The organism is Mycolicibacterium aubagnense (genome assembly GCF_010730955.1).
GTDB classification, from domain to species: Bacteria; Actinomycetota; Actinomycetes; order Mycobacteriales; family Mycobacteriaceae; genus Mycobacterium; species Mycobacterium aubagnense.
In genome coordinates, this window is sequence record NZ_AP022577.1 from 240,509 (window position 1) to 266,742 (window position 26,234).

Sequence of the window (26,234 nt, forward strand, 5' to 3'; positions counted from 1 at the left end):
CCTGGGCGGCGCAATGCAGGTACTGTCGATTCGCCCGATTCGGGGGTGCGGACCTGACCCGCGCGGGTCCCTACGGTCAACCGCATGTCCTCGACCGACCCGACCCCGCTGCGCCGGCGCGCCGACCGCGCCCGCCAGGTCGCCGACGTGTTGCGGCACCAGGTGCGCGACGGGGTCTACGCGGACGGCCTGCCTGGCGAGGCTACGTTGGTGGCGGAGTTCTCGGTGTCCCGCAATACCGTGCGCGAGGCCTTGACGATCCTCAAGGCCGAGGGGCTGATCGACCGCGGCCCGCGGGTCGGCACTCATGTGGCGCAGCGCAAGTACGACCACGGGTTGCACGCGCTGGTCGGGCTGAAGGAGACCTTCAAGGACTATGGCGAGGTCCGCAACGAGGTCCGCGCCGCGACGCCAATCCCCGCGCCCGCGGCCGTGGCGCGCCGACTGCAGCTGAATCCCGGCGAGCCTGTCGTGTTCATCGAGCGGCTCCGTTACCTGGGTGACCTGCCGCTGAGCCTCGACCTGACCTACCTCGCGCCTGACATCGGCACCGCGGTGCTCGAGCACTCGCTGGAGACCAACGACGTGTTCGCGTTGATCGAGCAGGTCACCGCACAGCGGTTGGGTTCGGCGGATATTGCACTGGAAGCGGTTTCGGCCGATCCGCACACCGCGGCCACCCTGGACATCCCGGCCGGTGGAGCGATTCTGATGCTCGAACGCCTCACCACACTCGACGACGGGCGTCCCGTCGACCTCGAATACATCCGCCTGCGTGGTGACCGAATCACCATGCGCGGCAACCTGTTACGGAGTGAATCATGACGCTGGTCAACAACCAACGCGCCGATGTGCCGGTCACGATCGACGAGTCGCTGTGTATCGAGGGCTGCACCCTGTGTGTCGACGTCTGCCCGCTGGACTCGCTGGCCATCAACCCCGACAACGGCAAGGCCTACATGCACGTCGACGAGTGTTGGTACTGCGGCCCGTGTGCCGTCCGCTGCCCAACCGGTGCCGTCTCCGTCAACATGCCGTACCTCATCCGCTAAGGACTCTCATGAAACTTGTCCGGTTCTCTACGCTGGCGGCCGCCGTCGTGCTGGCCGCCGCCGGCTGCTCGGTCGATTCGGCCGGCAAGGACGACAACGTCGTCAACGTGGTCGTCGGCTACCAGTCCAAGACCATCAACACCGTCACCGCCGGGACTTTGCTTCGTGCGCAGGGATATTTGGAACATCGGCTCAGCGACATAACTTCTAAGACCGGCAAGAAGTACCACGTCGAATGGCAGGACTACGACACCGGTGCGCCGATCACCGCTCAGATGGTCGCCGAGAAGATCGACATCGGTTCCATGGGTGACTACCCGATGCTGATCAACGGCTCCAAGACCCAGGGCAACGAACGTGCCAAGACCGAACTCGTGTCGGTCACCGGGTCGAGCCCCACGGGTTCGCTGAACATGGTTGTGGTGTCGCCGGATTCGCCGATCCAGTCGCTGAGTCAACTCGCCGGGCAGAAGGTGTCGGCCAGCGTGGGGTCGGCCGGTCACGGCACGCTGGTCCGGGCGCTGTCGAAGAACGGCATCGACCCGAAGACCGGCGTCGAGGTGCTCAACCAGCAACCGCAGATCGGTGCGTCGGCACTGGAATCCGGCCAGGTCAAGGCACTTTCGCAGTTCGTCGCCTGGCCGGGACTGCTGGTCTTCCAGAACAAGGCCCGACTGCTGTACGACGGAGCCGAGCTGAACTACCCGACATGGCACGGCGTCGTCGTACGACGGGCCTACGCCGGGGCACATCCCGAGGTGCTCGACGCCTTCCTGCAGGCACAGCTCGATGCCACCGATTTCCTCAACACCAAACCACTGGAAGCGACCCGGATCGTTGCGGAGGGCAGCGGCCTGCCGCAGGAGGTCGTCTACCTGTACAACGGCCCCGGTGGTACCCGGTTCGACACCACGCTGAAGCCGTCGCTGGTCGATGCGCTGAAAGGTGATGTGCCGTACCTGAAGTCGATCGGCGACTTCGCCGACCTGGATGTCAACGCGTTCGTCCAGGACGAACCGCTGCGCAATGCGTTGGCCGAGCGGGGTCGCGACTACAACGCCGAGGTCGCCCGCACCGTCAATCCGTCGGTGGTGCACGGCACCGATCCGGTGTGCAACATCGCGGTCGACAACCCGGCGCTCGCCGGTGAATTGTGGCTGGACGGCTCGGACACCACGCAGCCGGCGGCCAACCCGACCTGCCTGCTCAAGGCGATCAGGGCCGCAGAGGACAAGGGCACCAAGGTCCGTGCCGCCTACGTCCCGGACGCGGAGTTCGGAACCCGTTGGCTGGCAGACAAATCCGTGTGGGTCCAGTTGAACACAGGCGAGGGCACCAAGTTTTTCCCATTCGACACCGCGGCCGGCGCCCACCGGTACCAGGCGGCCCATCCCGGTTCGTCGGTGGTGACCTATCAGCAGGCTCTGGTGGGTGCGGCATGACGGCCATAGCCGCGGTTGTGGCCGCACCCACCCGCACTGCCGCGGCCGAGGTGTCGCGGCGGCGTGGGCCGGCGAAATGGCGCAGTTACGCAATCAAGGCGCTGTCGGTCATTGCGGCCGTGGGCATCTGGCAGCTGCTGACCGCCAATCACATCCGGTTCTGGCTGCGGTTCGACAATCTGCCGACCGTGACCCAGATCGCTGCGAAATTTGTCGAGCGGCTGGGCGCCACGCAGTACTGGCTGGACCTGACGCAGTCGGTGATCCGGATCGTCAGTGGTTTCGGAATTGCGGCGGTGATCGGTGCGGCCACCGGTATCGCGCTCGGCCGGTCACGGCTGTTCGCCGACATCGTCGGCCCGCTGACCGAGCTGGCTCGTCCGATCCCGGCCATCGCGCTGGTGCCGGTTGCCATCCTGCTGTTTCCGACCGACGAGGCCGGCATCGTGTTCATCACGTTCCTGGCGGCGTTCTTCCCGATCATGGTCAGCACCCGGCACGCCGTGCGGGCTCTGCCGACGCTGTGGGAGGACTCGGTGCGGACCCTCGGCGGCAGTCGCTGGGATGTGTTGCGGCAGGTCGTGTTCCCGGGGGTGCTGCCCGGGCTGTTCGGCGGCCTGTCGGTCGGCATGGGGGTGGCCTGGATCTGTGTGGTGTCCGCGGAGATGATCTCGGGCAGGCTCGGCGTCGGCTACCGGACCTGGCAGGCCTACACCGTGCTGGATTACCCGAGCGTCTTCGTCGGCATCATCACCATCGGCGCTTTGGGTTTCGGTACGTCGGCCGCGGTGGAGCTGATCGGCCGGCGGCTGACGCGCTGGCTGCCGCGTGGTGAGGAGCATGGGCGATGAGCGCTTGCGCGAAGAGCAGAGGGCACAGATGAGCGCTTGCGCGAAGAGCAGAGGGCACAGATGAGCGCAGTACAAGCAGAGCCCAAGATTGCCGGCCTGCGCCTGGAACTCGACCGAATCCGGTTGTCCTACACCGGTGAACCGGTCGTGGACGGACTGAGCCTGACGGTCCAGCCGGGAGAAATTCTGGTGCTGACGGGCCCTTCGGGCTGCGGCAAGTCGACGGTGCTACGGGCGCTGGCCGGGCTGCTCAAGCCCGACGCCGGCCGGGTCCTCGCCGACGGCACACTCGTGACCACCACGTCGCGTGACCGTGGCATGGTGTTCCAGGACAGTGCGTTGTTGCCCTGGCGCACAGTGCGATCCAACATCGAGCTGGCGCTGCAGTTGCGCGGTGTGCCGCGTGCCGGGCGCCGAGAACGCGCCGAACGGTGGATCGACGAGGTCGGGCTCACCGGGTTCGCCGACTTCCTGCCGAAGAGCCTGTCCGGCGGTATGCGCCAGCGGGTCCAGCTGGCGCGCGGCCTGGCCGGGGCGCCGCGGGCCGTCCTGATGGACGAGCCGTTCGGCGCGCTGGACGCCAAGATCCGAACCGCCATGCAGCACTTGCTGATCGGCACCTGGCAGGCCCATCCGACCACCGTCGTCTTTGTCACCCATGACGTCGACGAAGCCCTCGCCCTGGGTGACCGCGTGGCGGTCCTCGGCCGCGCCGGCCAGCCGCTGCGCGCCCTGCTGGATGTGCCGAGCCCCCGTGATGCTGATGTCTCCCGCACCGAGCTGCGGGCCGAAATCCTTGGAGCACTACACCAATGAGCACCCTCGAGATCCCTGATCTCGTCAACCCCGTCCGCCTGGACTGTGACGTCCTGGTGATCGGCGGTGGTACCGCCGGCACCATGGCCGCCCTGACCGCCGCCGAGAACGGCGCCCAGGTACTTCTGCTCGAGAAGGCCCACGTGCGGCACTCCGGCGCGCTGGCCATGGGCATGGACGGCGTCAACAACGCCGTCGTCCCGGGCAAGGCCACCCCGGAGGACTACGTCGCCGAGATCACCCGGGCCAACGACGGAATCGTCAACCAGCGCACCATCTATCAGACCGCGACGCGCGGCTTCGCCATGGTGCAGCGGCTGGAACGGTACGGCGTCAAGTTCGAGAAGGACGAGCACGGCGAGTACGCGGTGCGCCGCGTGCACCGCTCCGGCTCGTATGTGCTGCCGATGCCCGAGGGCAAGGACGTCAAGAAGGCGCTGTACCGCGTGATGCGGCAGAAGTCCATCCGGGAGAAGCTGCGCATAGAGAACCGGCTGATGCCGGTACGTGTGCTGACAGAGAACGGGCGCGCGGTGGGCGCGGCCGCCTTCAACACGCGCACAGGAGAATTCGTCACGGTGGGTGCCAAGGCCGTCATCCTCGCCACCGGGGCCAGCGGCCGGCTCGGCCTGCCCGCATCGGGCTACCTGTACGGCACGTACGAGAATCCCTGCAACGCCGGCGACGGATACTCCATGGCCTACCACGCGGGGGCGGAACTGTCGGGCATCGAGTGCTTCCAGGTGAACCCGCTGATCAAGGACTACAACGGACCCGCGTGCGCCTACGTCGCCAATCCTTTCGGCGGATACCAGGTGAACGCGCTGGGGGAGCGGTTCGTCGACTCCGACTACTGGTCGGGCCAGATGATGTCTGAAGTGAAGAGCGAGATCGAATCGGCCCGCGGGCCGATCTACCTCAAGGTCACCCATCTGCCGGACGAGACCATCACCGCGATGGAGAACATCCTGCACACCACCGAGCGGCCGACGCGCGGCACCTTCCACGCGAACCGCGGCCACGACTACCGGACCCACGACATCGAGATGCACATCTCCGAGATCGGCTTGTGCAGTGGGCATTCCGCGTCCGGGGTGTGGGTGGACGAGCATGCCCGCACCACCGTGCCAGGCCTCTACGCGGCCGGCGACATGGCGTGCGTGCCGCACAACTACATGATCGGAGCGTTCGTCTACGGTGACCTCGCCGGCGAGCACGCCGCTTCGACTCTCGCCGATGTCGAAGCGCCCGTGGATCTTCCGCAGGATCAGCTGGCCGAGGCGCACGAGTTGATCTACCGTCCGCTGCGGCATCCAGACGGACCGCCGCAGCCGCAGGTCGAGTACAAGTTGCGCCGCTTCGTCAATGACTATGTGGCGCCGCCGAAGACGGCGACCAAACTGTCGATCGCGGTCCGCACCTTCGAGCGCATGGCCGCGGAGATCGAGCAGATGGGCGCTCGTACGCCGCATGAGCTGATGCGGACGGTCGAGGTGTCGTTCATCCGGGACTGCGCGGAGATGGCGGCGCGGTCGTCGCTGACGCGGACCGAATCGCGGTGGGGGCTGTACCACGATCGCGCCGACATTCCCGAGCGAGATGACGAAGAGTGGCGCTATCACCTGAACCTGCGCAAGGACGCGAACGGGGAGATGGAGTTCCTGAAGCGGCCGGTGGCACCGTATTTCGTGCCGGTGCCCGATCTGGACCACCTGCCGTCGGACCACGCGGTGCAGCATGTACACCAGCCGGACCTCGTCGGTGGCAAGGCGCCGGCGACGGCGGGATCGCGCCTGCGTCCCACCGAGCCGACGACGCCGCCGTCGCCGCGGATCGCGGCCGTGGTGGCCCTGGAGGAGCCGACGCTCTCCGACCTGGCCGCGTACCTGCAGGACGCCGACGGCGGGGTCCGGCGAGCCGCTGTCGCGGTGCTGGTGGAGAACCTGCCGGACGGCTACCAGCCCGACCTGGTCGCTGCCCTCGGCGACGCGGACGGCGCGGTGCGGGGCGCGGCCGCCGACGCGCTTCGCGAGCTGGTCGAGGTGCTGCCCGATCCGGCGGCGGTCGCCCCGTACCTGACGTCCGCTGACCCGGTCGTGCGAGCGGTGACGGTGTACGTCCTCAGTTCGCGCCGCGCCGGTGCGGCCCCGGATTACCGTGCCGCGGTGACCGATTCCGACCACCGGGTGCGGATCGAGGCGGTGCGTGCGCTGGTATCCGTTGATGACGTCGACGGCGTGGCCGCAGCCGCGGCCGATGACAACCGTGAGGTGCGGATTGCTGCGGGCAACGGCCTGGCCACGCTGCAATCCGGTGCGGACACCGTGCGGCAGCTGTTGGCCGACCGGGACCCGCTGGTGCGGGCGGCCGCGTTGGCCGCGCTGGCTGCCGTCGGTTGCGCCGAGCAGGACGTGCCGGAAGTGCAACGCGCCCTTCGGGAATCAGCGTGGCAGATTCGGCAGGGCGCCGTGCGGGCACTGTCCGGCGCGGCTCCGGCGGTCGCCGTCGAACCGCTGTCGCAGGCGCTGCACGACCCGCACCTGGACGTGCGTAAGGCCGCCGTGCTCAGCCTGACCCGGTGGGCCGATTCCGAGGAGTCCGCCCGCGCGGCGCTCGGGATCGCGCTGGAAGACGGTGACGCCGACGTACGGGCCTATGCGCGTCACGCGCTCGGCGCCGCAGCCCGGCATGCGCTCGCGACCTCCTGAATCCTGGCGAACGGTCGCTCGGCCTCCAGCAGGAAGGCCAGTTCGAGCAGAGTGCGCTCGTCCCCGTAGGCGGCGGACAGTTGGACGCCCACGGGCAGGCCGTCCGGGGACCGGTGCAGCGGCAGTGAGATCGCCGGCGTGCCCGCGATGTTGTTGAGCGGGGTGTACGCGACATACCGGCGCAGGCGGTCGATGAGGACGGGGAAGTCGACCGTCGGCGAAAGGTGTCCGATGCGGGGCGTGGTGTGCGAAAGCACCGGGGAGAGCACGGCTTCGTGCCGTGCGAACATCCGCGCGTACTGCGCGGCGACGCCGCGCAGGCGCAGCAGCGCGCCCGGGGTTCGGTGCAGATTCCGGCGGTGATGCGCGCGCAGCCCCAGGCTGAGGCCGTCGGCCCTGCCGGCGTCGAACGACCGGTCCAGGATCAACCGGCCGGTGCCGACCGCGAGGTCGGCGAGCAGCGCCCAGTATTGGACGAAGTCGTCGGCGAACTGGGATGTGACGGGCAGCGTGATGGGTTCGACGACGTGACCGGCGGCCTCCAGCAGCGCCGCGGTGTCTTCGACGGCCGCCCGGGTGGCGTCGTCGACCGACTCACCGGTGACGCTGTCGAACAGCACGCCGATACGAAGGGTCCGCTGCGCCGGCCCGCACACCCGGCCGATGGGCACGAGTGTCGGATTGCGCCAATGGTTCTCGCACGCGGCGAGGTACGTCGCGGTGTCGCGGACGCTACGGGTCAGGACGCCCTCGGAGATCATGTTGATCGGCAGGTGGCTGACCTGCTCGCCGTCGCGGTGCCGGCCGCGGCTCGGTTTGAGCCCGACCAGGCCCGCGCAGGCGGCGGGGATCCGGATGGAGCCACCGCCGTCGTTGGCGTGCGCGATGGGCACGACGCCGGCCGCGACCAGCGCCGCCGATCCGCCGGACGAAGCACCGACGGAGTACTCGGTGTGCCAGGGGTTTCGGACCGGCTCCTCGGTCATGTACTCGGTGGTGGCGTTGAAACCGAATTCGGGCATCCGGGTCTTGCCGATCAGCGTCATGCCGGCACTGAGGAACTGCGTCGCGTAGACGCCGTCCTTCTTCGCGGGACCGGCTGTGAACGCCTCCGAACCGTGCGTGGTCGGCAAGCCTGCGACGTCGGTGTTGTCCTTGATGAACGTTGGGACGCCGAAGAATTCGGCGTCCGGATCGGTGCTGTGGCGCGGTGTCGTCTCGCAGGCCACCGCCCGCAGCGTGGGGTCGACGAGCTGTGCGCGGGCTGTCGCCGCAGCCGCCAGCTCGTCGGGGCTGACCTGCATGTCGCGAACCAACCGGGAGAGGCCGACGGCGTCGTGGTCGCCGAGCGCGTCATCGCCGAAGGCGTGGATGGTTGACATCTGGTTCCTCAATCTCCGAGCACTTGCTGTAGGTAGTCGTTGGCGAAAGTCCGCCTGGGATCGAGCTTTTCGCGGACCGCGAGGAAGTCGTCGAACCGGGGGTAGCTGTCCCGCAGGTCCGCGGCGGTGCGGCCATGCATCTTGCCCCAGTGCGGCCGCCCGTCGTAGCGTCGCATGATCTGCTCGACCGCGGCGAAGTACTCGGTCGGGTCGTCGCGCACGTAGCGGTGCACCGCTACGTAGGCGCTGCGGCGTCCGTACGCGGTGGACAACCAGTTCTCGTCCGCCGCGGCGGCCCGGACCTCGATGGGAAACCCGATGCGCCAACCACGTTCGGCGATCAGGCTGCGCACCTCGTCGAAGGCGGCGCCGACCGACTCGTAGGGGACGGCGTATTCCATCTCGCGGAACCGCACGCGCCGCGGCGAGGTGAAGACGCGATCGGAACGCTGGGTGTGCTCACGGTCGGACAGGAACCGGGTGACGATGCGGTTCAGCACCGGAACGGCGGTCGGCAGTGCGCTGCCCACCGCACAGATCGCGCCCAGCACACCGTTCTCCACCAGTTCCTCCTCGATCCATTGGGAGACGGGATTGGTGGACTCGAGCGGGGTGTAGGCGGGCAGCCGGATGTTGGCCTTGGTGAACGCGACGTCGGTGTGCGGGAACCAGAAGAACTCGAAATGGTCGGTGTGCGTGCAGCGTTCATCGAAGGTCGCGATGATCTCATCGACCGGCTCGACGCGTTCAATGGCGTGGATCGCAAAACTGGGGACACATTGCAACGTCACCTCGACGATGATGCCCAGCGCACCCAGGCCGACGCGCGCCGCCGGCAGGAGTTCGCTGTTCTGCTCCTCGTCGATCCGGACCAGCTCGCCGTTGCCCGCGACCAGCGTCAGCCCGACCACCTGAGTTGCCAGTCCGCCGAACGTCACCCCGGTGCCGTGGGTGCCGGTGGAAATGGCCCCGGAGATGGTCTGCCGGTCGATGTCGCCCATGTTCTCGAGCGCCAGTCCCTGCGTGGCCAGCAGCGACGTGAGCTGCCACAGTGGTGTGCCGCCGCCGACGGTGACCCGCTTGCGGTCCCGGTCGACACCGAGCACACCGGCCAGTGCGCCCAGAACCACCTGAATGTCCGGTGCCACGGCAATGCCCGTGAAACTGTGCCCGGAGCCGACGACCTTGACCCGGCGGCCCGCCGCGGAGGCGCGGGCGACGACGTCGCAGACGTCCGCGGCAGTGTGGGGCCGCAGCACCTCCGCCGGCTGCGCGGTCGCGCAACGTCCCCAATTCGTCCACTGGGTCATAGGAATGTTTGCCCTTCGCCTCGGTAGGTGGCGGCCGCACCGACGGTGTGTCCGTCCCGGACCAACAAGAATCGGTCGACGTGCTCGCTGAGCTCACCGGCCTTGCAGTGCCGGAACCACACGCGGTCACCGATGGCCAGTGCGGCAGCGGCCCTTCCGGTGACCGGGGTCTGTACCTCGCCGGCCATCTCCGCGGCCAGCAGACTCAGCCCCGGAGGCCAGACCGGTTGCGGCACCCGGTCTTTGGCCGGCGGTCCGGAGGCGATCCAGCCGCCGCCGAGTACCGTCGCGATCTGCGGTGCGGGCTTGCGCACGACCGACAGCGCGAACGCCGCGGCCGGTGCGGGTGAGAAGCCACGGTAGGTGTCGAACAGGTGGGGACCGAAAAGGCCACTGCCCGCGGCGACTTCGGTGACCGCGGGATCGGAGGCGGTGTACTCGATGGATCCGGTCCCGCCGCCGTTGACGAACTCGAGGTCCGCCACCTGCCGTACCGCGGCCACCGCGCGACCGCGGCGTTCGAGCAGTTCGTCCTTGGACCGTCGTTGCATCCATCGGATCAGTCGGGACCGTGCGGCCTGGCCCCGCACATCGTCACCGACACCGGCAATCTGAGCTTCGTAGGACATGAGGCCCACCAGCGAGAAGCCCGGGCGGCCGGCGATGGCCACAGCCAGGGCGCGGGCCTGTGCGGCGGTGTGGACGGGGGAGCGGCGTACGCCGAGATGGCCGAGTGCCGGTGCCTGCCACGACGCGTCGAGATCGAGACACACCCGGAGCGCGGGCCGCGTCGACGGCGCGGCGACGGCGTCCAGCAGATCCAGCTGCGCCACGTCGTCCACCATGAGGGTCACCCGGGCCGCCAACTCCGGCGACGACGCCAACCGGGCTATCGCGGTGCGGTCGGCTGTCGGGTAACCGACCACGATGTCGTCGTGCGGGGGATGCGCCGCATCGCCCTCGGCCAGCCACAGCGCTTCGGGCAACGTGAAGGCCAATACGCCGGCATAGCCGTCGACGGCGGTGACGGCGTCCAGAATCGCCCGCGACCGAACCGATTTGGACGCCACCCGGATCGGTGTTCCAGCAGCGCGGCGGCGCAGGTCGTGCACGTTGTGGCGCAGCGCGCCGAGGTCGATCGCGGCCAGTGGCGTTTCGAGATGCGAGGTCGCGTCGGTCAATGCCGGCCAATATGTGGCCGGACGCGCCCACGACCCCTCGACGGAAGGCGGATCCGACAGATCGACCGGCATTGACGACACCATGGATCGGGAGCTAACCGCATGTCGCTGGGTGCGCACGAGGGCATCGGTGACCACAATGGGGGGAAAACCGGACACATGTAGGAGGTGGGGTGGACAAGGAAAACGCGGCGTTCATCCCGACGTCGGTGCTCGTCAACGTCGTCGACGTGGCCGATCGCGCGGGTCTGCCGACCGAGCGGTGGCTGGCCGCCGCGGGCCTGTCGGCCGCGACGCTCAACTCGCCCGACGCGCGGGTCTCGTTCCGGCAGGCGGCGCTCGTCCTGCGGCGTGCGGTGCGCGCCATGCCGGACCGCGGACTGGGGATCGATGTCGGGGCCCGTGACATGTTCGTGTCGTTCGGCGTGCTCGGACTGGCCATTCGCTCCGCGGAAAACCTGGGCATGGCAATGCAGGTCGGCCTCGAACTGCATCAGAGCGCCGGCAGCCTGATGGACGTCGGCGCCGAGCTCATCGGCGACACCTTTGCGCTGCGGGCCTACGAGCGGCACCCGGAACCGGAGCTGCTGCCCTTCCTGTGTGAGGAGCTGTTCTGCAGCGTGCTGGTCACCGTCAGGACCGTGCTCGAGCTGCCCCAGCAGACGCCCGAGTACGTACAGGTCAGCTATCCCGCACCGGTCTACGCGCACCGGTATCGCGAGTTCTTCGGCTGCCCGGTCCTGTTCAACGCCGACGCCAACCGGCTGGCGTTCCCCGATCCGCTGTGGTCGCAGCGGCTACCGCGCGCCGATCCGGCCACGCACGCGGTCGCGGTCGCCGCCTGCCGCGACATGTTGACCCAGGGGGAGCCGCCGACCGACGTGGTGCAGACCGTCGAGACGATGTTGCGCGACAGCGTGCGAGACCCGCTGACCATGGCCCAGATCGCCAAACGGCTGGGTATGACGGAGCGCACGCTGCGTCGGCGTCTCGGTGCCGATGGTCAGCAATTCAGCGCGCTCCGCGACAAGGTCCGCAGCGAACGGGCACGGTATCTGGTCCGTGAGACGGCGATGCCGGTGCACGCCATCGCCACCGAGGTCGGGTTCACCGACCCGCGGGAATTCCGCCGGGCGTACGTCAAATGGACCGGTCATCCGCCTACGCACGATCGATAGTCACGACCGATAATCCGGCAGGTCGATGGACTCGGCCGTGGAGAACCACTTGCGCCCGGCATATAACCGAAGCGGCCAGCGCTGCACCCATTTCATGGCGGTCGCTCCGGTGGAGATCTCCCGGTCGGTCATCGGTGCGTAGCCGTCGAGGCCCCCGGGCAGATCCTGACACCGGTCGACGTACGGCCGCATGACCTTCTCGTAGCGCCGCAGCGCCGCCTCGATGCCGGCAGCGTCGAGCGCCGCGGCCGGTCCGAGTTCACCGGCCAATACGTAGGCACCGACGAGGGCCAGGCTGGTCCCCATCCCGGACAACGGCGATGCGCAGTAGCCGGCGTCGCCGCACAGCGTGACCCGGCCCGTCGACCAGGTGTCCATGTGCACCTGGACAAAGTCGTCGAAGTAGAAGTCGTCGGATCGTGCTGCGGCACTGAGTAGTTCGTCGCAGTACCACCCGGCGTCGCGGAACCGGTCGGCCAGTAGAGCTCGCTGCGCGTCGGCGTCGCGGCGGTCGTACTCGATGGGCTCGGACCGGAATGCCAGACCGGCCTTGGCGGTCGCGGCGTCGTGCGAAGGGCGCAGCGAGGCGTTGAGCCCACCGGCGGCCTGGAACATCAGGAACCAGCCATCCAGACCGATCATGTCCGGTGCGGTGAACCAGGCGTTGTAGCCGCCGAGCCGCCGGATGAACTGTTCTTCCGGGCCGAACGCCAGCTGCCGCACCGCCGAATGTGGGCCGTCGGCGCCGACGACCAGATCGGCCTCGAGCACGCTGCCATCGGTCAGCGCCGCACGCACGCCCGAGCCGTCCTGATCGAGCGCCGAAATCCGGGTGCCGAAGCGGTACTCGGCCGCCTCGCAGGTGGCCTGGTAGAGGACATCGGTGAGGTCGCCGCGCAGGATCTCGAACTCGGACACGATCCCGTTGCCGTCGAACGCCTCGACCGGCATCTCCGCCCGTCGGGTGCCATCAGAGCGCACCCAGGCGATGCCGCGTTGATACAGGCACCGCTCGGTCATCGCTGTCATGAGCCCCATGCGGCTCACCACTTCGCGGCCGGCGCCGCGCAGGTCGACCGTCTGCCCGCCCGGACGGATGCCCGGCGCCGCCTCGACGATCACCACCCGGTAGCCGGCACTCGAGAGCCAGTGGGCCAGTGCGGGTCCGGCGATCCCGGCGCCGCTGATCAACACCGTTGGTCGCGCCATGGGCGAAAGCCTATGGCATGTGGCCGATCCCGGGGTTTTCAGCGTGCCGACGGCATTCGCTCCTAGGCTGGCCCCATGGCGGATATCGACCGACGGACAGTACTCAAAGGCACGGCGGCAGCAGCGGGGGTTGCCGCGGCGGGGGTGGGCGGCTACCAATTGTTGTCCCGGGCGGGCCGTGACCATTCGGCAGGCAGGCCCAACATCCTGGTGATCATCGTCGACCAGATGCGCGCGCCCCAATGGTTCCCCGACGCGACGAAGCTCGGCGAACTGCTGCCCAACCTGGACCGCCTGCGGCAGCGCAGTGTGTCCTTCGAGTCGCACTACTCGGCGTCCAACATGTGCACGCCATCGCGCGGTGTGCTGACCACCGGGCTGTACTCGCATCAGACGGGCTGCCTGTACACCGGCGAGGGGGCCACCGAATCCACCCTGGCGCCTCGCTTTCCGACGTGGGGCACCATGCTGCGCGAGCAGGGTTACCGGACCTGGTGGTGGGGCAAGTGGCACCTGGGTGATGTTGCCGACACCACGCCGGACGGCCTTGACGTCCACGGCTTTTCGGGTGGCACGTACCCATCGCCGAACGGCGGACCGAACCAGGGGCTGAAGGTCGACCACACCATCGTCGACCAGTTCGACGGGTGGTTCGCCGACCACGCGGGCAGCGGACCGTGGTGCACCACAGTGTCCCTGGTGAACCCGCACGACATCTGCTGGTGGCCGAGAAACCCACTGCCCGATGATGTTCCGCACGTGTTCTCCGGGCTGCCCGTCAACTTCGAGACGCCCGAGGACATGCGCCGGCGCGGTAAGCCGCAACTGCAGATCGACTATATGAACTTCATGTCGCCGCTCATGACGGGCCCGGTGCCGTATTCCGGTCCCGAGATGGCGGTGCAATGGGCTCGGTGCCTCGACAACTACCTGTGGCTGCACCAGCAGGTGGATGTCCAGATCGGCCGGGTGCTCGCCACCCTGGCGTCGCGCCCGGACGTGGAGCGCGACACCGTTGTGGTGTTCACCTCGGACCACGGTGAGTACGCCGGCTCGCATGGCCTGCGCGGTAAGGGCGCGGCGATCTATGAGGAGTCCATCCGGGTGCCGCTGTACATCCACGACCCCGCCGGCCATCTGACCCCCAAACCTGGTGAGCGCCGCGGACAGCTGACCTCCAGTGTGGACATCGCGCCGCTGCTCCTGACCATCGCCGCCGGCGGTAACGGCTGGCGCTCCGACGGCCGCTTCACCTATCTGCAGGTGCGCGGCGATATCGCCGCCGTTGCGGCCGATTCCGGTGCGGCGGGCCGTCGTTGGGTCGCGCACGCCACCGACGACATGTCCGTGGAGGAAATGGCGACGCTGATGAAATCGCCCGCGGTGCAGAAGATGATGGGCGGCCGCCCGCTGTCCACCGAGATTCCGACCTCGGCGCCGAGTCACATCGTCGCGGTGCGCACGCCGGATGCGAAGTTCGGCCGCTACTCCTACTGGCAGCGCGGCGGCATGGAGACGGACCATTCCCGCAAGATCGACTACGAGCTCTACGACTACGAATTGCCCTCGGGCGCAAACGAACTTGATAACCAGGCAGGCCGCAGCACCAAGCAGGCCCGGTTGCAAGGCTTGCTCGACAACGAGGTGCTGCCCGAGCTGCGGGCGCCACTGCCGGCCTGGATGCACGACGCCCAGGAGCAGGGCATGGCTGACATGCAGCGACTCACCGCAGCTCGAGCCGGATAGCTATAAACCCAGCGCCTGGTAGGTCCGCTTCACGAATTTCGGACGCGCCGAACGGAGCTTGGCTTGAGAGGCGTTGCCCGCGACCGCGGCTGCGGCATCCACGCTGAGCTCGGGCTGATTCTGGATCAGGTAGATCAGGATCAGGTTCGCGCTCGGGTCCGCCTGCCACCAGGTGCCGAACGCGCCCGGCCAGCTGAACGTGCCGGGGCCACCCGGGCCGAAGAACGGCGTCGCCTTGGCCTCGTCGGTCACCAGCGACAGGTTCAGCCCGAAGCCGCGGCCGATCCAGAACGGCGCACCGAGGAAATTCTGCGACTTCTGCTCGGCGGTCAACCGGTCGGTGCGCATCGACTGCACCGATTCCTCCGACAGCACCCGCACTCCGTCGATCTCGCCGCCGGCCAGCAGCATCCGCGCGAAGGTCAGGTAGTCGTCGACCGTCGACCAGAGACCGCCGCCGCCGGCGCAGAACGTCGGCGGCACCACCTGCGGCGGCCCCATCTTCCCGGGCTGCAGGCTGAGCGAGTCCCCATTGGCGACCAGCTGGTACATCGTTGCCGCGCGACGCCGGCCCGAGTGCGTCACCGCGAAACCGGTATCGACCATGTTCAGCGGCTTGAATATGCGCTCCGCCAACACATCCGGCAGCGGCTTGCCCTCGATGCGGGACAGGATGAAGCCCAGCACGTCGGTGGACTGGCTGTAGGTCAGCGCGTCACCGGGCTGGTGGGCCAGGGGCAGCTGGCCCAGCTCGGCCAGCCAGCGGTCCGGGTCCTGCAGCGACTGCAGCTTGTTGTATGCCCTGCCCAGTGGCGGCGGCACCGTGAACCCGTAGGCCAGGCCACCGCGGTGGGTCATGAGGTCCTCGATGGTGATGGGCCGCCGAGCGGGTACGGAACGCTCCAGCGGACCCTCGATGCTCGTCATCACCCGCGGGTTGGCCAGCTCGGGCACCCAGTTCGCGATGGGGTCGGTCAGGGCCAGCCGGCCCTCGTCGACCAGCGTCATGGCCGCCGCGACAGTGATGGGCTTGGACATCGACGCGATGCGAAACACGGTGTCGCGCTCCATCGGCAGCTTGGCCTCGACGTCGCGGTGGCCGAGCGTGTTGACCTGCCGCACCGCGCCGTCCTGCCACACCAGCGTGACCGCGCCGGCCAGCAGGCCGGTGTCGATCGCCGCGCTGACCGATTCGGTATTCGCGTCGAGATTCACCCCGGTCACGTTAGCTGGTGGGTGCCGCGGCTCTCGCGGTGCCGTCCGAGCCATCGGGAAGCCAAATCGCTCGGCCGCCGGCATGCGGTAGGCAATACTGCCTGACGTGGCTGCAGAAACCCGCACGCCGATGAACAAGGTGGCGTTCGCCAGTTTCATCGGTACCGCGATCGAGTTCTACGACTTCTACATCTACGGGACGGCCGCGGCGCTGATCTTCCCGCAGGTGTTCTTCCCGAACCTGCCGCCGGCCATGGCGACCATCTCATCATTGGCGACCTTCGCGGTCGCGTTCTTGGCCCGCCCGATCGGCGCGGCGGTTTTCGGGCATTTCGGAGATCGGCTGGGCCGCAAGAAAACTCTGGTCGCGACGCTGCTGATCATGGGTCTGTCGACCGTCGGCGTGGGGTTGGTGCCCAGCACGGCGTCGATCGGTCTCGCGGCGCCGATCATCCTGTTGACCCTGCGCGTGTTCCAGGGCTTCGCCGTCGGTGGCGAATGGGCGGGTTCGGCACTACTGAGCGCCGAGTACGCCCCGGCCGGAAAACGCGGTACCTACGGCATGTTCACCCAGCTGGGTGCCGGGGCGGGCCTGGCCGTCAGCAACCTGGTGGTGCTGATCGCCAACGTGACGATCGGGGAGAAGAGCCCGGTGTTCCTGGACTGGGGCTGGCGGCTGCCGTTCCTGTTCAGTGCGGTGCTGCTGGCGGTGGCGCTCTACGTGCGGCTGACCATCGACGAGACCCCGGTGTTCGTCGCGGAGCAGAAGCGGGGGACGGTGCCGCGCGCGCCGCTGTCGGAACTGATGCGCCGGCAGGGCAAGCAGGTGCTGCTCGGTGCCGGCTGCATGGTCGGCATCTTCACCATGAGCTTTCTCGGTGGCACGTACCTGATGAGCTACGCCAGCACCCGCATCCACCATCCGCGGACCCTGATCCTCTCCGTCGGTGTGCTCGCCGGGGTGGCACTCATGGTGTTCTCGGCGATCTCGGCGGTGCTGTGCGACCGGTACGGCCGGCGCCGCATCATCCTGCTCGGTTTCGGGCTGGCGCTGCCATGGGCGTTCCTCGTCATGCCGCTGATCGACTCCGGGTCGCCGGTGGCGTTCGCGGTGGCCATCGCCGGCATCTTCTGCATCTTCGGGCTGGCCTACGGCCCCATCGGCGCGTTCCTGCCTGAGACGTTCGCCACGCGCTACCGCTACACCGGTGCCGGGATGGCCTTCAATCTCGCCGGCATCGTCGGCGGCGCGCTGCCGCCGCTGGTCGCCGGGCCGCTGGTCGCCAGCCTCGGGAGCTGGGCCGTTGGGCTGATGATCGCCGTCTTCGTGCTGGTCAGCATCGCGTGCACGCTGGTGCTGCCCGAAACCCGGGGCGCCGAGCTCGATGATGCGCAGGACGAGATGCGTGATGGTGACGCCGTGGCGGCCTGCTAAGCTACGCGGCTAGTTAGACGTCCTTTAACGACCCGTCCAGAGAGGCGGAGAAGGAGGTCAGGTACTCGTGGCTGCTCACGAAACTGGCGTGCCCGGCGACTCTGCCGACCGGGAATTGCTGTCCGCCGCCGACGTCGGCCGGACCATCTCGCGCATCGCCCATCAGATCATCGAAAAGACCGCGCTCGACGCGCCGGACGCCCCGCGCGTGGTGCTGCTCGGCATCCCGACCCGCGGCGTCACCCTGGCCGCCCGGATCGCCGAGAAGGTCAAAGAATTCGCCGATGTCGACCTGCCGCACGGTGCGCTCGACATCACGCTGTACCGCGACGACCTGAACTTCAAACCGCCGCGGGCGCTGGCGTCGACCTCGATTCCCGAAGGCGGCATCGACACCGCGACGGTGATCCTCGTCGACGACGTGCTGTACTCCGGCCGCTCGGTCCGGTCGGCCCTGGACGCGCTGCGCGACATCGGCCGCCCGCGCATGGTGCAGCTGGCGGTGCTCGTCGACCGCGGCCACCGCGAATTGCCCATCCGTGCCGACTACGTCGGCAAGAACGTCCCGACGTCGCGCAGCGAGAACGTCAAGGTGCGGCTTTTAGAGACAGATGGAACAGACTCCGTCGCTATCGCTCCCCATGGAGGACCCACCAGGTGAAACATCTGCTGTCCGCCTCGGACCTGAGCCGCGATGCGGCGACGGCCATCCTCGACGACGCCGACAGGTTCGCCGAAGCGCTGCTGGGCCGTGACGTCAAGAAGCTCCCGACGTTGCGCGGCCGCACCGTCATCACCATGTTCTACGAGAACTCCACCCGTACCCGGGTGTCGTTCGAGGTTGCCGGCAAGTGGATGAGCGCCGACGTCATCAACGTCAGCGCTTCCGGGTCGTCGGTGGCCAAGGGGGAGTCGCTGCGGGACACCGCGCTGACCCTGCGCGCCGCGGGCGCCGACGCCTTGATCATTCGGCACCCGGCTTCCGGTGCGGCACAACAGCTTGCCGAGTGGACGGCTTCGCCCGAGGGCCCGTCAGCGAGCCCGTCGATCATCAATGCCGGCGACGGCACGCACGAACATCCGACCCAGGCGCTGCTGGACGCACTGACCATCCGACAGCGGCTCGGCGGCCTCGAGGGCCGGCGGGTGGTGATCGTCGGCGACATCCTGCACAGCAGGGTGGCCCGGTCGAACGTCTCGCTGCTGTCGACGCTGGGTGCCGAGGTGGTGCTGGTGGCGCCGCCGACGCTGCTGCCGGTGGGAGTTTCGGAGTGGCCGGTGACGGTGTCGCATGACCTGGACGCCGAACTGCCGGCCGCCGACGCCGTGCTGATGCTGCGGGTGCAGGCCGAGCGGATGAACGGCGCGTTCTTCCCGTCGGCACGCGAGTACTCGGTGCGCTACGGACTTTCGGAGAAGCGACTGGCCGGCTTGAGCGAGGACACGGTGGTGCTGCACCCCGGTCCGATGCTGCGCGGCATGGAGATCGCCTCGTCTGTCGCGGACTCGTCGCAATCAGCTGTACTGCAACAGGTTTCGAATGGGGTGCATGTTCGCATGGCAGTGCTGTTCCAGCTTCTCGTGGGTGCGGACCGGGAGGTGATCGCGTGAGCAAGAGCACGGTGATTTCCGGGGTCCGGCTGTACGGCGAGGGTGATCCGGTTGACGTGCTGATCTCTGATGGTCAGATTGCCGAAATCGGTAGCGGCCTGACGGGTGACGAGGTCATTGACGCCGCCGGCCAGATCATGCTGCCCGGCTTCGTGGACCTGCACACCCACCTGCGCGAGCCCGGCCGCGAGTATGCCGAGGACATCGAAACCGGTTCGGCGGCAGCGGCGCTCGGCGGGTACACCGCGGTCTTCGCCATGGCCAACACCGATCCGGTCGCCGACACCGTCGTGGTCACCGACCATGTCTGGCATCGCGGGCAGCAGGTCGGCCTGGTCGACGTGCACCCGGTCGGCGCGGTAACCGTCGGACTCGACGGCAAGCAACTCACCGAGATGGGCCTCATGGCCGCCGGTGCCGGGCAGGTTCGGCTGTTCTCCGACGACGGCGTCTGCGTCGACGATCCACTGGTGATGCGCCGGGCCCTGGAATACGCTGCGGGACTTGGGGTTCTGATTGCCCAGCACGCCGAAGAGCCGCGGCTGACGGTCAACGCTGTCGCGCACGAGGGCCCGAACGCCGCCCGGCTGGGACTGGCCGGCTGGCCGCGCTCGGCCGAAGAATCCATCGTGGCCCGGGACGCGATCCTGGCCCGCGACGCCGGCGCCCGGGTGCACATCTGTCATGCCTCGACGGCGGGCACCGTCGAGCTGATCAAGTGGGCCAAGGCTCAGGGCATCTCGATCACCGCCGAGGTCACCCCGCACCACTTGCTGCTCGATGACAGCCGGCTCGCCGACTACGACGGCCGCAACCGGGTCAACCCGCCGCTGCGTGAGGCCAGTGACGCCGAGGCGCTGCGCCAGGCCCTGGCGGACGGGGTGATCGACTGTGTCGCAACCGATCACGCGCCACACGCCGAACACGAGAAGATGTGCGAGTTCGCGCACGCGCGTCCCGGCATGCTCGGCCTGCAGACCGCGCTGTCGGTCGTGGTGGAGACCATGGTGGCGCCCCGGAGCCGCCCCGGCGGCGACATCGAACCCGGTCTGCTCACCTGGCGCGACGTCGCGCGCGTGATGAGTGAGGCCCCGGCCGCCATCGTCGGCCTGCCCGACCAGGGCCGCCCCCTGGCGGTCGGCGAACCCGCCAACCTGACCGTGGTGAACCCCGACGCCACCTGGACGGTGCAGGGCACCGACCTGGCCAGCCGCTCGGACAACACCCCGTACGAGTCGATGACGCTGCCCGCCACCGTCACGCTGACGATGTTGCGCGGCAAGGTCACCGCGCGGGACGGACAAAGTCCAGCGTGAACACCGGGACGTTGATCACCTACCTGGTGCTGGCCGCCGTCGTGGTGGTGCTGCTCGGGTTCGCGATCCGGCAGATGCTCAAGGGCTGGATGCACCGGGTGCAGCGCCAGGCCGGCGCCGTCGGACTACTGCCGGCACTGCCGGACACCGTGGGGCCGCCGATCGTGCCCGCCACCAAGGGCATGTACATCGGCAGCACCTTCGCGCCGAGCTGGCAGGACCGAATTGCGGTGGGCTCCCTCGGATTTCGCAGCAAGGCCGTGCTGACGCGCTATCCCGAGGGAATCATGCTGCAGCTCACCGGAGGCAGCCCGATCTGGATTCCCGAGGAATCCATCACCGCCATCCGCACCGAGCGGGCCATCGCCGGCAAGGTGCTCACCTACGACGGGATTCTGGCCATCCGGTGGAAGCTGCCGTCGGGCACTGAGATCGATACCGGATTCCGTAGCGACGACCGTCGCGAACTGGCCAAATGGGTTGAGGAGGACAGCAAGTGACCCAGACCGATCAGACCGCCGTACTGGTGCTGGAAGACGGCCGGGTGTTCACCGGAACGCCGTTCGGCGCCGTGGGCGAGACGCTGGGTGAGGCGGTGTTCTCCACCGGCATGTCCGGCTACCAGGAGACGCTGACAGACCCGAGTTACCACCGGCAGATCGTGGTGGCCACCGCCCCACAGATCGGCAACACCGGCTGGAACGGCGAGGACAACGAGAGCCGCGACGACAAGATCTGGGTCGCCGGCTACGTCGTCCGCGACCCGTCGCCGCGCGCCTCCAACTGGCGCGCCACCGGCACCCTCGACGACGAACTCGTGCGTCAGGGCATCGTCGGCGTCGCGGGCGTCGACACCCGCGCCATCGTGCGGCACCTGCGCAACTTCGGTTCGATGAAGGCCGGCGTCTTCTCCGGTCCGGCTCTGGCGGACACCGACACACTGGTCGAGCGCGTGCGCAACCAGCCGTCGATGCTGGGTGCCGACCTGGCCGGCGAGGTCAGTACGGTTGACCGGTACGTCGTCGAACCCGTTGGGGCGGAGCGCTTCTCGATCGCGGCCATCGATCTCGGGATCAAGACCAACACCCCGCGTAACTTCGCGGCCCGCGGCATCCGCAGCCACGTGCTGCCGTCGTCGGTGACGTTCGACGAGATCGCCGCCCTCAAGGTCGACGGCGTGTTCCTGTCCAACGGCCCGGGTGACCCGGCCACCGCCGACCACATGGTCGAGTTCACCAAGCAGGTGCTCTCGGCCGGAATCCCGTTGTTCGGCATCTGCTTCGGCAACCAGATTCTCGGCCGTGCGCTCGGTCGCTCGACCTACAAGATGACCTTCGGCCACCGCGGTATCAACATCCCGGTCGTGGAGCGGGCCACCGGCCGCATCGCGATCACCGCGCAGAACCACGGCTTCGCGCTCGAGGGGGAAGCCGGGGAAGAGTTCGACACCCCGTTCGGCCGCGCCGTGGTCAGCCATACCTGCGCCAACGACGGTGTGGTGGAAGGTGTTTCGCTGCTCGACGGACGCGCGTTCTCGGTGCAGTACCACCCCGAAGCGGCGGCCGGCCCGCACGACGCCGAGTACCTGTTCGACAAGTTCGCCAACCTGATGGCAGGGGAGGGCAAGTAATGCCACGCCGCACCGACCTCAACCACGTCCTGGTGATCGGGTCCGGCCCGATCGTCATCGGCCAGGCCTGCGAGTTCGACTACTCGGGCACCCAGGCCTGCCGCGTGCTGCGCGCCGAGGGCCTGCAGGTCAGCCTGGTGAACTCGAACCCGGCGACGATCATGACCGACCCGGAATACGCCGACAACACCTATGTCGAGCCCATCACCCCGGCGTTCGTCGAGAAGGTGATCGCCCAGCAGGCCGAGCGCGGCAACAAGATCGACGCCGTGCTGGCCACCCTGGGCGGCCAGACCGCACTGAACACCGCGGTCGCCCTGCATGAGAACGGCGTACTGGAGAAGTACGACGTCGAGATGATCGGTGCCGATTTCGACGCCATTCAGCGCGGTGAAGACCGGCAGAAGTTCAAGGACATCGTTGCCAAGGTCGGCGGTGAATCGGCCCGTAGCCGCGTCTGTCACACCATGGACGAGGTCCGCGACACGGTCGCCGAGTTGGGTCTGCCCGTCGTGGTTCGGCCGTCGTTCACCATGGGCGGCCTGGGTTCCGGCATGGCGTACACCAAGGAAGATGTCGAGCGGATGGCCGGCGACGGCCTGGCCGCCTCACCGACCGCCAACGTGTTGATCGAGGAGTCGATCTACGGCTGGAAGGAATACGAGCTCGAGCTGATGCGGGATCACCGCGACAACGTGGTGGTGGTCTGCTCGATCGAGAACTTCGATCCGATGGGTGTGCACACCGGCGACTCGGTGACCGTCGCGCCCGCCATGACCCTGACCGACCGCGAATACCAGAAGCTGCGTGACCTGGGCATCGCGATCCTGCGCGAGGTCGGCGTCGATACCGGCGGCTGCAACATCCAGTTCGCCATCAACCCGGCCGACGGCCGCCTGATCGTCATCGAGATGAATCCGCGCGTGTCGCGGTCCAGCGCATTGGCTTCCAAGGCAACGGGTTTCCCGATCGCCAAGATCGCCGCCAAGCTGGCCATCGGCTACACGCTCGACGAGATCGTCAACGACATCACCAAGGAAACCCCGGCCTGTTTCGAGCCGACCCTGGACTACGTCGTGGTCAAGGCCCCGCGGTTCGCGTTCGAGAAGTTCCCCGGCGCCGACCAGACGCTGACCACCACCATGAAGTCGGTGGGCGAGGCGATGTCCTTGGGCCGCAACTTCATCGAGGCGCTCGGCAAGGTGATGCGGTCGCTGGAGACCAAACGGGCCGGTTTCTGGACCGGGGACGATCCCGACAAGACCCTCGACGAGCTGCTCACCGGTCTGCGCACCGCGACCGACGGCCGGCTCTACGACATCGAACAGGCGCTGCGCCTTGGCGGTTCGGTTGAGGTCGTGGCCGAGGCCTCCGGCGTGGATCCGTGGTTCATCGACCAGATCGCCACCCTGGTGGCGCTGCGCGGCGAACTCGTCGACGCCCCGGTGCTGGACGAGCGACTGCTGCGCCGGGCCAAGCACAGCGGTCTGTCCGACCGCCAGATCGCCGCGCTGCGGCCGGAATTGGCGGGCGAGGCCGGTGTGCGGACGCTGCGCGAGCGGCTCGGCATCCGGCCGGTGTACAAGACCGTCGACACCTGTGCTGCCGAGTTCGACGCCAAGACGCCGTACCACTACAGCAGCTACGAGCTGGACCCCGCGGCCGAGACCGAGGTGGCGCCACAGACCGAGAAGCCCAAGGTGCTGATCCTGGGCTCGGGTCCGAACCGCATCGGCCAGGGCATCGAGTTCGACTACAGCTGCGTGCATGCGGCAACCACGTTGAGCCAGGCTGGTTTCGAGACCGTCATGGTCAACTGCAACCCGGAGACGGTCTCGACGGACTACGACACCGCTGACCGGCTGTACTTCGAGCCGCTCACCTTCGAGGACGTGCTCGAGGTGTACCACGCCGAGCAGGCTTCCGGGGCCGGCGGTCCGGGCGTCGTCGGCGTCATCGTGCAGCTCGGCGGCCAGACCCCGCTGGGCCTGGCCGAGCGGCTGGAGAAGGCCGGCGTGCCGATTGTCGGCACGAGTCCAAAGGCCATCGACCTGGCCGAGGATCGCGGCGAGTTCGGTGAGGTGCTGCGCTTGGCCGGGTTGCCCGCCCCGCGCTTCGGCACCGCAACGAGTTTCGAGCAGGCCCGCCGCATCGCCGCCGACATCGGTTACCCGGTCCTGGTGCGCCCGTCGTACGTGCTGGGCGGCCGCGGCATGGAGATCGTCTACGACGAGCAGACCCTGCAGGGCTACATCGAGCGCGCCACCGAGCTCTCGCCCGAGCACCCGGTACTGGTCGACCGGTTCCTCGAAGATGCCATCGAGATCGACGTCGACGCCCTGTGTGACGGCACCGAGGTGTACATCGGCGGCGTGATGGAGCACATCGAAGAGGCCGGCATCCACTCCGGCGACTCCGCGTGTGCGCTGCCGCCGGTCACGTTGGGCCGCACCGACATTGCTGCCGTGCGCAAAGCCACCGAGGCCATCGCCCACGGCATCGGCGTGGTCGGCCTGCTCAACGTGCAGTACGCGCTCAAGGACGACGTGCTGTACGTGCTCGAGGCGAACCCGCGCGCGAGCCGTACGGTGCCTTTCGTGTCCAAGGCCACGGCAGTACCGCTGGCGAAAGCCTGTGCCCGGATCATGTTGGGCGCCACCATCGCCGAGCTGCGTGCCGAGGGCATCCTGGTGGCCGAGGGTGACGGCGCCACCGTCGCACCCAACGCGCCGATCGCGGTGAAGGAAGCCGTGCTGCCGTTCCACCGGTTCCGCAAAGCCGATGGCTCGCAGGTGGATTCGCTGCTCGGGCCGGAGATGAAGTCGACCGGCGAGGTGATGGGTATCGACAGCGATTTCGGTACCGCGTTCGCCAAGAGCCAGACCGCGGCCTACGGTTCGCTGCCCTCGGGCGGCACGGTGTTCGTGTCGGTGGCCAACCGCGACAAGCGCTCGCTGGTGTTCCCGGTCAAGCGTCTTGCCGATCTCGGCTTCCGCGTGCTGGCCACCGAGGGCACCGCGGAGATGTTGCGCCGCAATGGCATTCCGTGCGAGGTCGTCCGAAAGAACTTCGAGGAACCCAGCCCGGATCGTCCGGCGATGTCGGCGGTCGATGCCATCAAGGCCGGTGAGGTCGACATGGTGATCAACACGCCGTATGGCAACTCCGGTCCACGCATCGACGGGTACGAGATTCGCTCGGCCGCGGTGTCGGCCAGCATCCCGTGCGTGACGACGGTGCAGGGCGCCTCCGCTGCGGTGCAGGGCATCGAAGCCGGTATCCGCGGTGACATCGGGGTGCGGTCGCTGCAGGAGCTGCACAGCCAGTTGGCCGAGAAGTGAGTTTCGGGCCCAAACTGCGCGCCGCCATGGCGCAGCGGGGTCCGCTGTGCCTCGGCATCGACCCGCACCCGGAGCTCCTGAGCGCCTGGGGTCTGCCGGTGTCGGCGGACGGCGTGGCCAGGTTCAGTGACATCTGCGTCGAGGCGTTCGCGGGCTTCGCGATCGTCAAGCCGCAGGTCGCGTTCTTCGAGGCCTACGGGTCGGCGGGCTTCGCGGTGCTGGAGCGGACCATCGCCGGGTTGCAGGACGCCGGGGTGCTGGTGCTGGCCGACGCCAAGCGTGGTGACATCGGATCGACCATGGCCGCCTATGCCCAGGCCTGGGCCGGCGATTCGCCGCTGGCGGCCGACGCGGTGACGGCGTCGCCGTACCTGGGCTTCGGCTCGCTGCGGCCGCTGCTCGACCTCGCGGCCGCCAACGGCCGCGGGGTGTTCGTGCTGGCCGCCACGTCCAACCCGGAGGGCGCGTCCGTGCAGCGCGCGATGGCCGGTGGGCGCACGGTGGCGCAGTCGATCGTCGATTCCGTCGCGACAGTGAACAACGCCGCCGGTGCTGGCTCGGTTGGCGTCGTCGTGGGTGCGACGCTGGCGGAGGTTCCGGATCTGTCCCAGCTGGGCGGACCGGTGCTGCTGCCCGGCGTCGGCGCTCAGGGCGGACGCCCGGACGCGCTCGCCGGACTCGGCGGAGCCCGGCCCGGCACGCTGCTGCCCGCGGTATCCCGCGAGGTGCTCCGTGCTGGACCGGACGTCGCCGCCGTGCGCGCAGCGGGGGAGCGGCTGCGCGACGCGGTGGCCTACCTGGCCGGATAACC

The 26,234-nt window shown here is 68.4% G+C and carries 21 protein-coding genes; 16 read left to right on the plus strand and 5 right to left on the minus strand.

Annotated elements, in window-relative coordinates; translation table 11 throughout:
• Nucleotides 1-84 precede the first annotated feature (84 nt).
• The 6 genes from G6N59_RS01410 to G6N59_RS01435 are packed head-to-tail and all read left to right on the plus strand — an operon-like array spanning nt 85 to nt 6,869.
• On the plus strand, nt 85-825 hold the full coding sequence (locus G6N59_RS01410) for a GntR family transcriptional regulator (protein ID WP_138230510.1): 741 nt from the start codon (nt 85-87) through the stop codon (nt 823-825).
• On the plus strand, nt 822-1,052 hold the full coding sequence (locus G6N59_RS01415) for a 4Fe-4S dicluster domain-containing protein (RefSeq protein ID WP_073693689.1): 231 nt from the start codon (nt 822-824) through the stop codon (nt 1,050-1,052). The genes G6N59_RS01410 and G6N59_RS01415 overlap by 4 nt, the downstream gene beginning before the upstream one ends.
• 8 nt (nt 1,053-1,060) lie before the next feature.
• Nucleotides 1,061-2,494 (plus strand): ABC transporter substrate-binding protein, encoded by a 1,434-nt coding sequence (locus G6N59_RS01420; protein ID WP_138230511.1) that lies wholly within the window; start codon nt 1,061-1,063, stop codon nt 2,492-2,494.
• Entirely contained in the window at nt 2,491-3,345 is an 855-nt protein-coding gene (locus G6N59_RS01425; RefSeq protein WP_179970261.1) for an ABC transporter permease, read from the plus strand. The genes G6N59_RS01420 and G6N59_RS01425 overlap by 4 nt, the downstream gene beginning before the upstream one ends.
• A gap of 60 nt (nt 3,346-3,405) precedes the next feature.
• Complete coding sequence (locus tag G6N59_RS01430; protein WP_138230512.1) at nt 3,406-4,161, plus strand: ABC transporter ATP-binding protein; 756 nt, start codon at nt 3,406-3,408, stop codon at nt 4,159-4,161.
• Nucleotides 4,158-6,869, plus strand: coding sequence for a fumarate reductase/succinate dehydrogenase flavoprotein subunit (locus G6N59_RS01435; RefSeq protein ID WP_138230513.1), 2,712 nt, complete (start codon nt 4,158-4,160; stop codon nt 6,867-6,869). Before G6N59_RS01430 ends, G6N59_RS01435 begins: the two co-directional genes overlap by 4 nt.
• Here G6N59_RS01435 and G6N59_RS01440 read toward each other — a convergent pair.
• From G6N59_RS01440 to G6N59_RS01450, 3 genes are read right to left on the minus strand one after another with little or no spacing between them, the layout of a single operon-like run.
• Nucleotides 6,824-8,251, minus strand: a complete 1,428-nt coding sequence (locus G6N59_RS01440; protein WP_138230514.1) for an amidase — start codon at nt 8,249-8,251, stop codon at nt 6,824-6,826. The two genes, G6N59_RS01435 and G6N59_RS01440, sit on opposite strands and share 46 nt — an antisense overlap.
• 8 nt (nt 8,252-8,259) lie before the next feature.
• Complete coding sequence (locus G6N59_RS01445) at nt 8,260-9,561, minus strand: FAD-linked oxidoreductase, L-gulonolactone oxidase family (RefSeq protein ID WP_138230515.1); 1,302 nt, start codon at nt 9,559-9,561, stop codon at nt 8,260-8,262.
• Nucleotides 9,558-10,814, minus strand: a complete 1,257-nt coding sequence (locus tag G6N59_RS01450; protein ID WP_138230516.1) for an amino acid deaminase/aldolase — start codon at nt 10,812-10,814, stop codon at nt 9,558-9,560. The genes G6N59_RS01445 and G6N59_RS01450 overlap by 4 nt, the downstream gene beginning before the upstream one ends.
• 101 nt (nt 10,815-10,915) lie before the next feature.
• On the opposite strand from G6N59_RS01450, the gene G6N59_RS01455 reads away from it, so the two are divergent.
• A complete protein-coding gene (locus tag G6N59_RS01455) occupies nt 10,916-11,920 on the plus strand; it encodes an AraC family transcriptional regulator (protein ID WP_234884223.1) in 1,005 nt (334 codons plus the stop codon).
• On the opposite strand, the gene G6N59_RS01460 is transcribed toward G6N59_RS01455, so the two are convergent.
• Nucleotides 11,921-13,129, minus strand: coding sequence for an FAD-dependent monooxygenase (locus tag G6N59_RS01460; RefSeq protein WP_138230517.1), 1,209 nt, complete (start codon nt 13,127-13,129; stop codon nt 11,921-11,923).
• 75 nt (nt 13,130-13,204) lie between these two features.
• Here G6N59_RS01460 and G6N59_RS01465 point away from each other — a divergent pair, with 75 nt between their 5' ends.
• Entirely contained in the window at nt 13,205-14,875 is a 1,671-nt protein-coding gene (locus tag G6N59_RS01465; protein ID WP_138230518.1) for a sulfatase-like hydrolase/transferase, read from the plus strand.
• Here the strand turns inward: G6N59_RS01465 and G6N59_RS01470 are convergent, their stop codons facing one another.
• Nucleotides 14,876-16,090: a serine hydrolase domain-containing protein gene (locus G6N59_RS01470; RefSeq protein ID WP_138230519.1), complete on the minus strand. Its 1,215-nt coding sequence runs from the start codon at nt 16,088-16,090 to the stop codon at nt 14,876-14,878.
• Nucleotides 16,091-16,220: 130 nt separating this feature from the next.
• Here G6N59_RS01470 and G6N59_RS01475 point away from each other — a divergent pair, with 130 nt between their 5' ends.
• The 8 genes from G6N59_RS01475 (at nt 16,221) to pyrF (ending at nt 26,232) form a co-directional block, all read left to right on the plus strand.
• Complete coding sequence (locus G6N59_RS01475) at nt 16,221-17,525, plus strand: MFS transporter (protein WP_138230715.1); 1,305 nt, start codon at nt 16,221-16,223, stop codon at nt 17,523-17,525.
• 67 nt (nt 17,526-17,592) lie between these two features.
• Complete coding sequence (gene pyrR, locus G6N59_RS01480) at nt 17,593-18,186, plus strand: bifunctional pyr operon transcriptional regulator/uracil phosphoribosyltransferase PyrR (RefSeq protein ID WP_275938282.1); 594 nt, start codon at nt 17,593-17,595, stop codon at nt 18,184-18,186.
• Nucleotides 18,183-19,136 (plus strand): aspartate carbamoyltransferase catalytic subunit, encoded by a 954-nt coding sequence (locus G6N59_RS01485; protein ID WP_138230520.1) that lies wholly within the window; start codon nt 18,183-18,185, stop codon nt 19,134-19,136. The genes pyrR and G6N59_RS01485 overlap by 4 nt, the downstream gene beginning before the upstream one ends.
• The gene (locus tag G6N59_RS01490) at nt 19,133-20,452 is read left to right on the plus strand and encodes a dihydroorotase (protein WP_138230521.1); all 1,320 of its coding nucleotides are present in this window, start codon (nt 19,133-19,135) and stop codon (nt 20,450-20,452) included. The genes G6N59_RS01485 and G6N59_RS01490 overlap by 4 nt, the downstream gene beginning before the upstream one ends.
• Nucleotides 20,449-20,952, plus strand: coding sequence for a PH-like domain-containing protein (locus G6N59_RS01495; RefSeq protein ID WP_138230522.1), 504 nt, complete (start codon nt 20,449-20,451; stop codon nt 20,950-20,952). The genes G6N59_RS01490 and G6N59_RS01495 overlap by 4 nt, the downstream gene beginning before the upstream one ends.
• Nucleotides 20,949-22,082, plus strand: coding sequence for a glutamine-hydrolyzing carbamoyl-phosphate synthase small subunit (gene carA, locus G6N59_RS01500; RefSeq protein ID WP_138230523.1), 1,134 nt, complete (start codon nt 20,949-20,951; stop codon nt 22,080-22,082). The genes G6N59_RS01495 and carA overlap by 4 nt, the downstream gene beginning before the upstream one ends.
• Nucleotides 22,082-25,423: a carbamoyl-phosphate synthase large subunit gene (carB, locus tag G6N59_RS01505; protein WP_138230524.1), complete on the plus strand. Its 3,342-nt coding sequence runs from the start codon at nt 22,082-22,084 to the stop codon at nt 25,421-25,423. The genes carA and carB overlap by 1 nt, the downstream gene beginning before the upstream one ends.
• Nucleotides 25,420-26,232, plus strand: a complete 813-nt coding sequence (gene pyrF / locus G6N59_RS01510; protein WP_138230525.1) for an orotidine-5'-phosphate decarboxylase — start codon at nt 25,420-25,422, stop codon at nt 26,230-26,232. The genes carB and pyrF overlap by 4 nt, the downstream gene beginning before the upstream one ends.
• Nucleotides 26,233-26,234 lie beyond the last annotated feature (2 nt).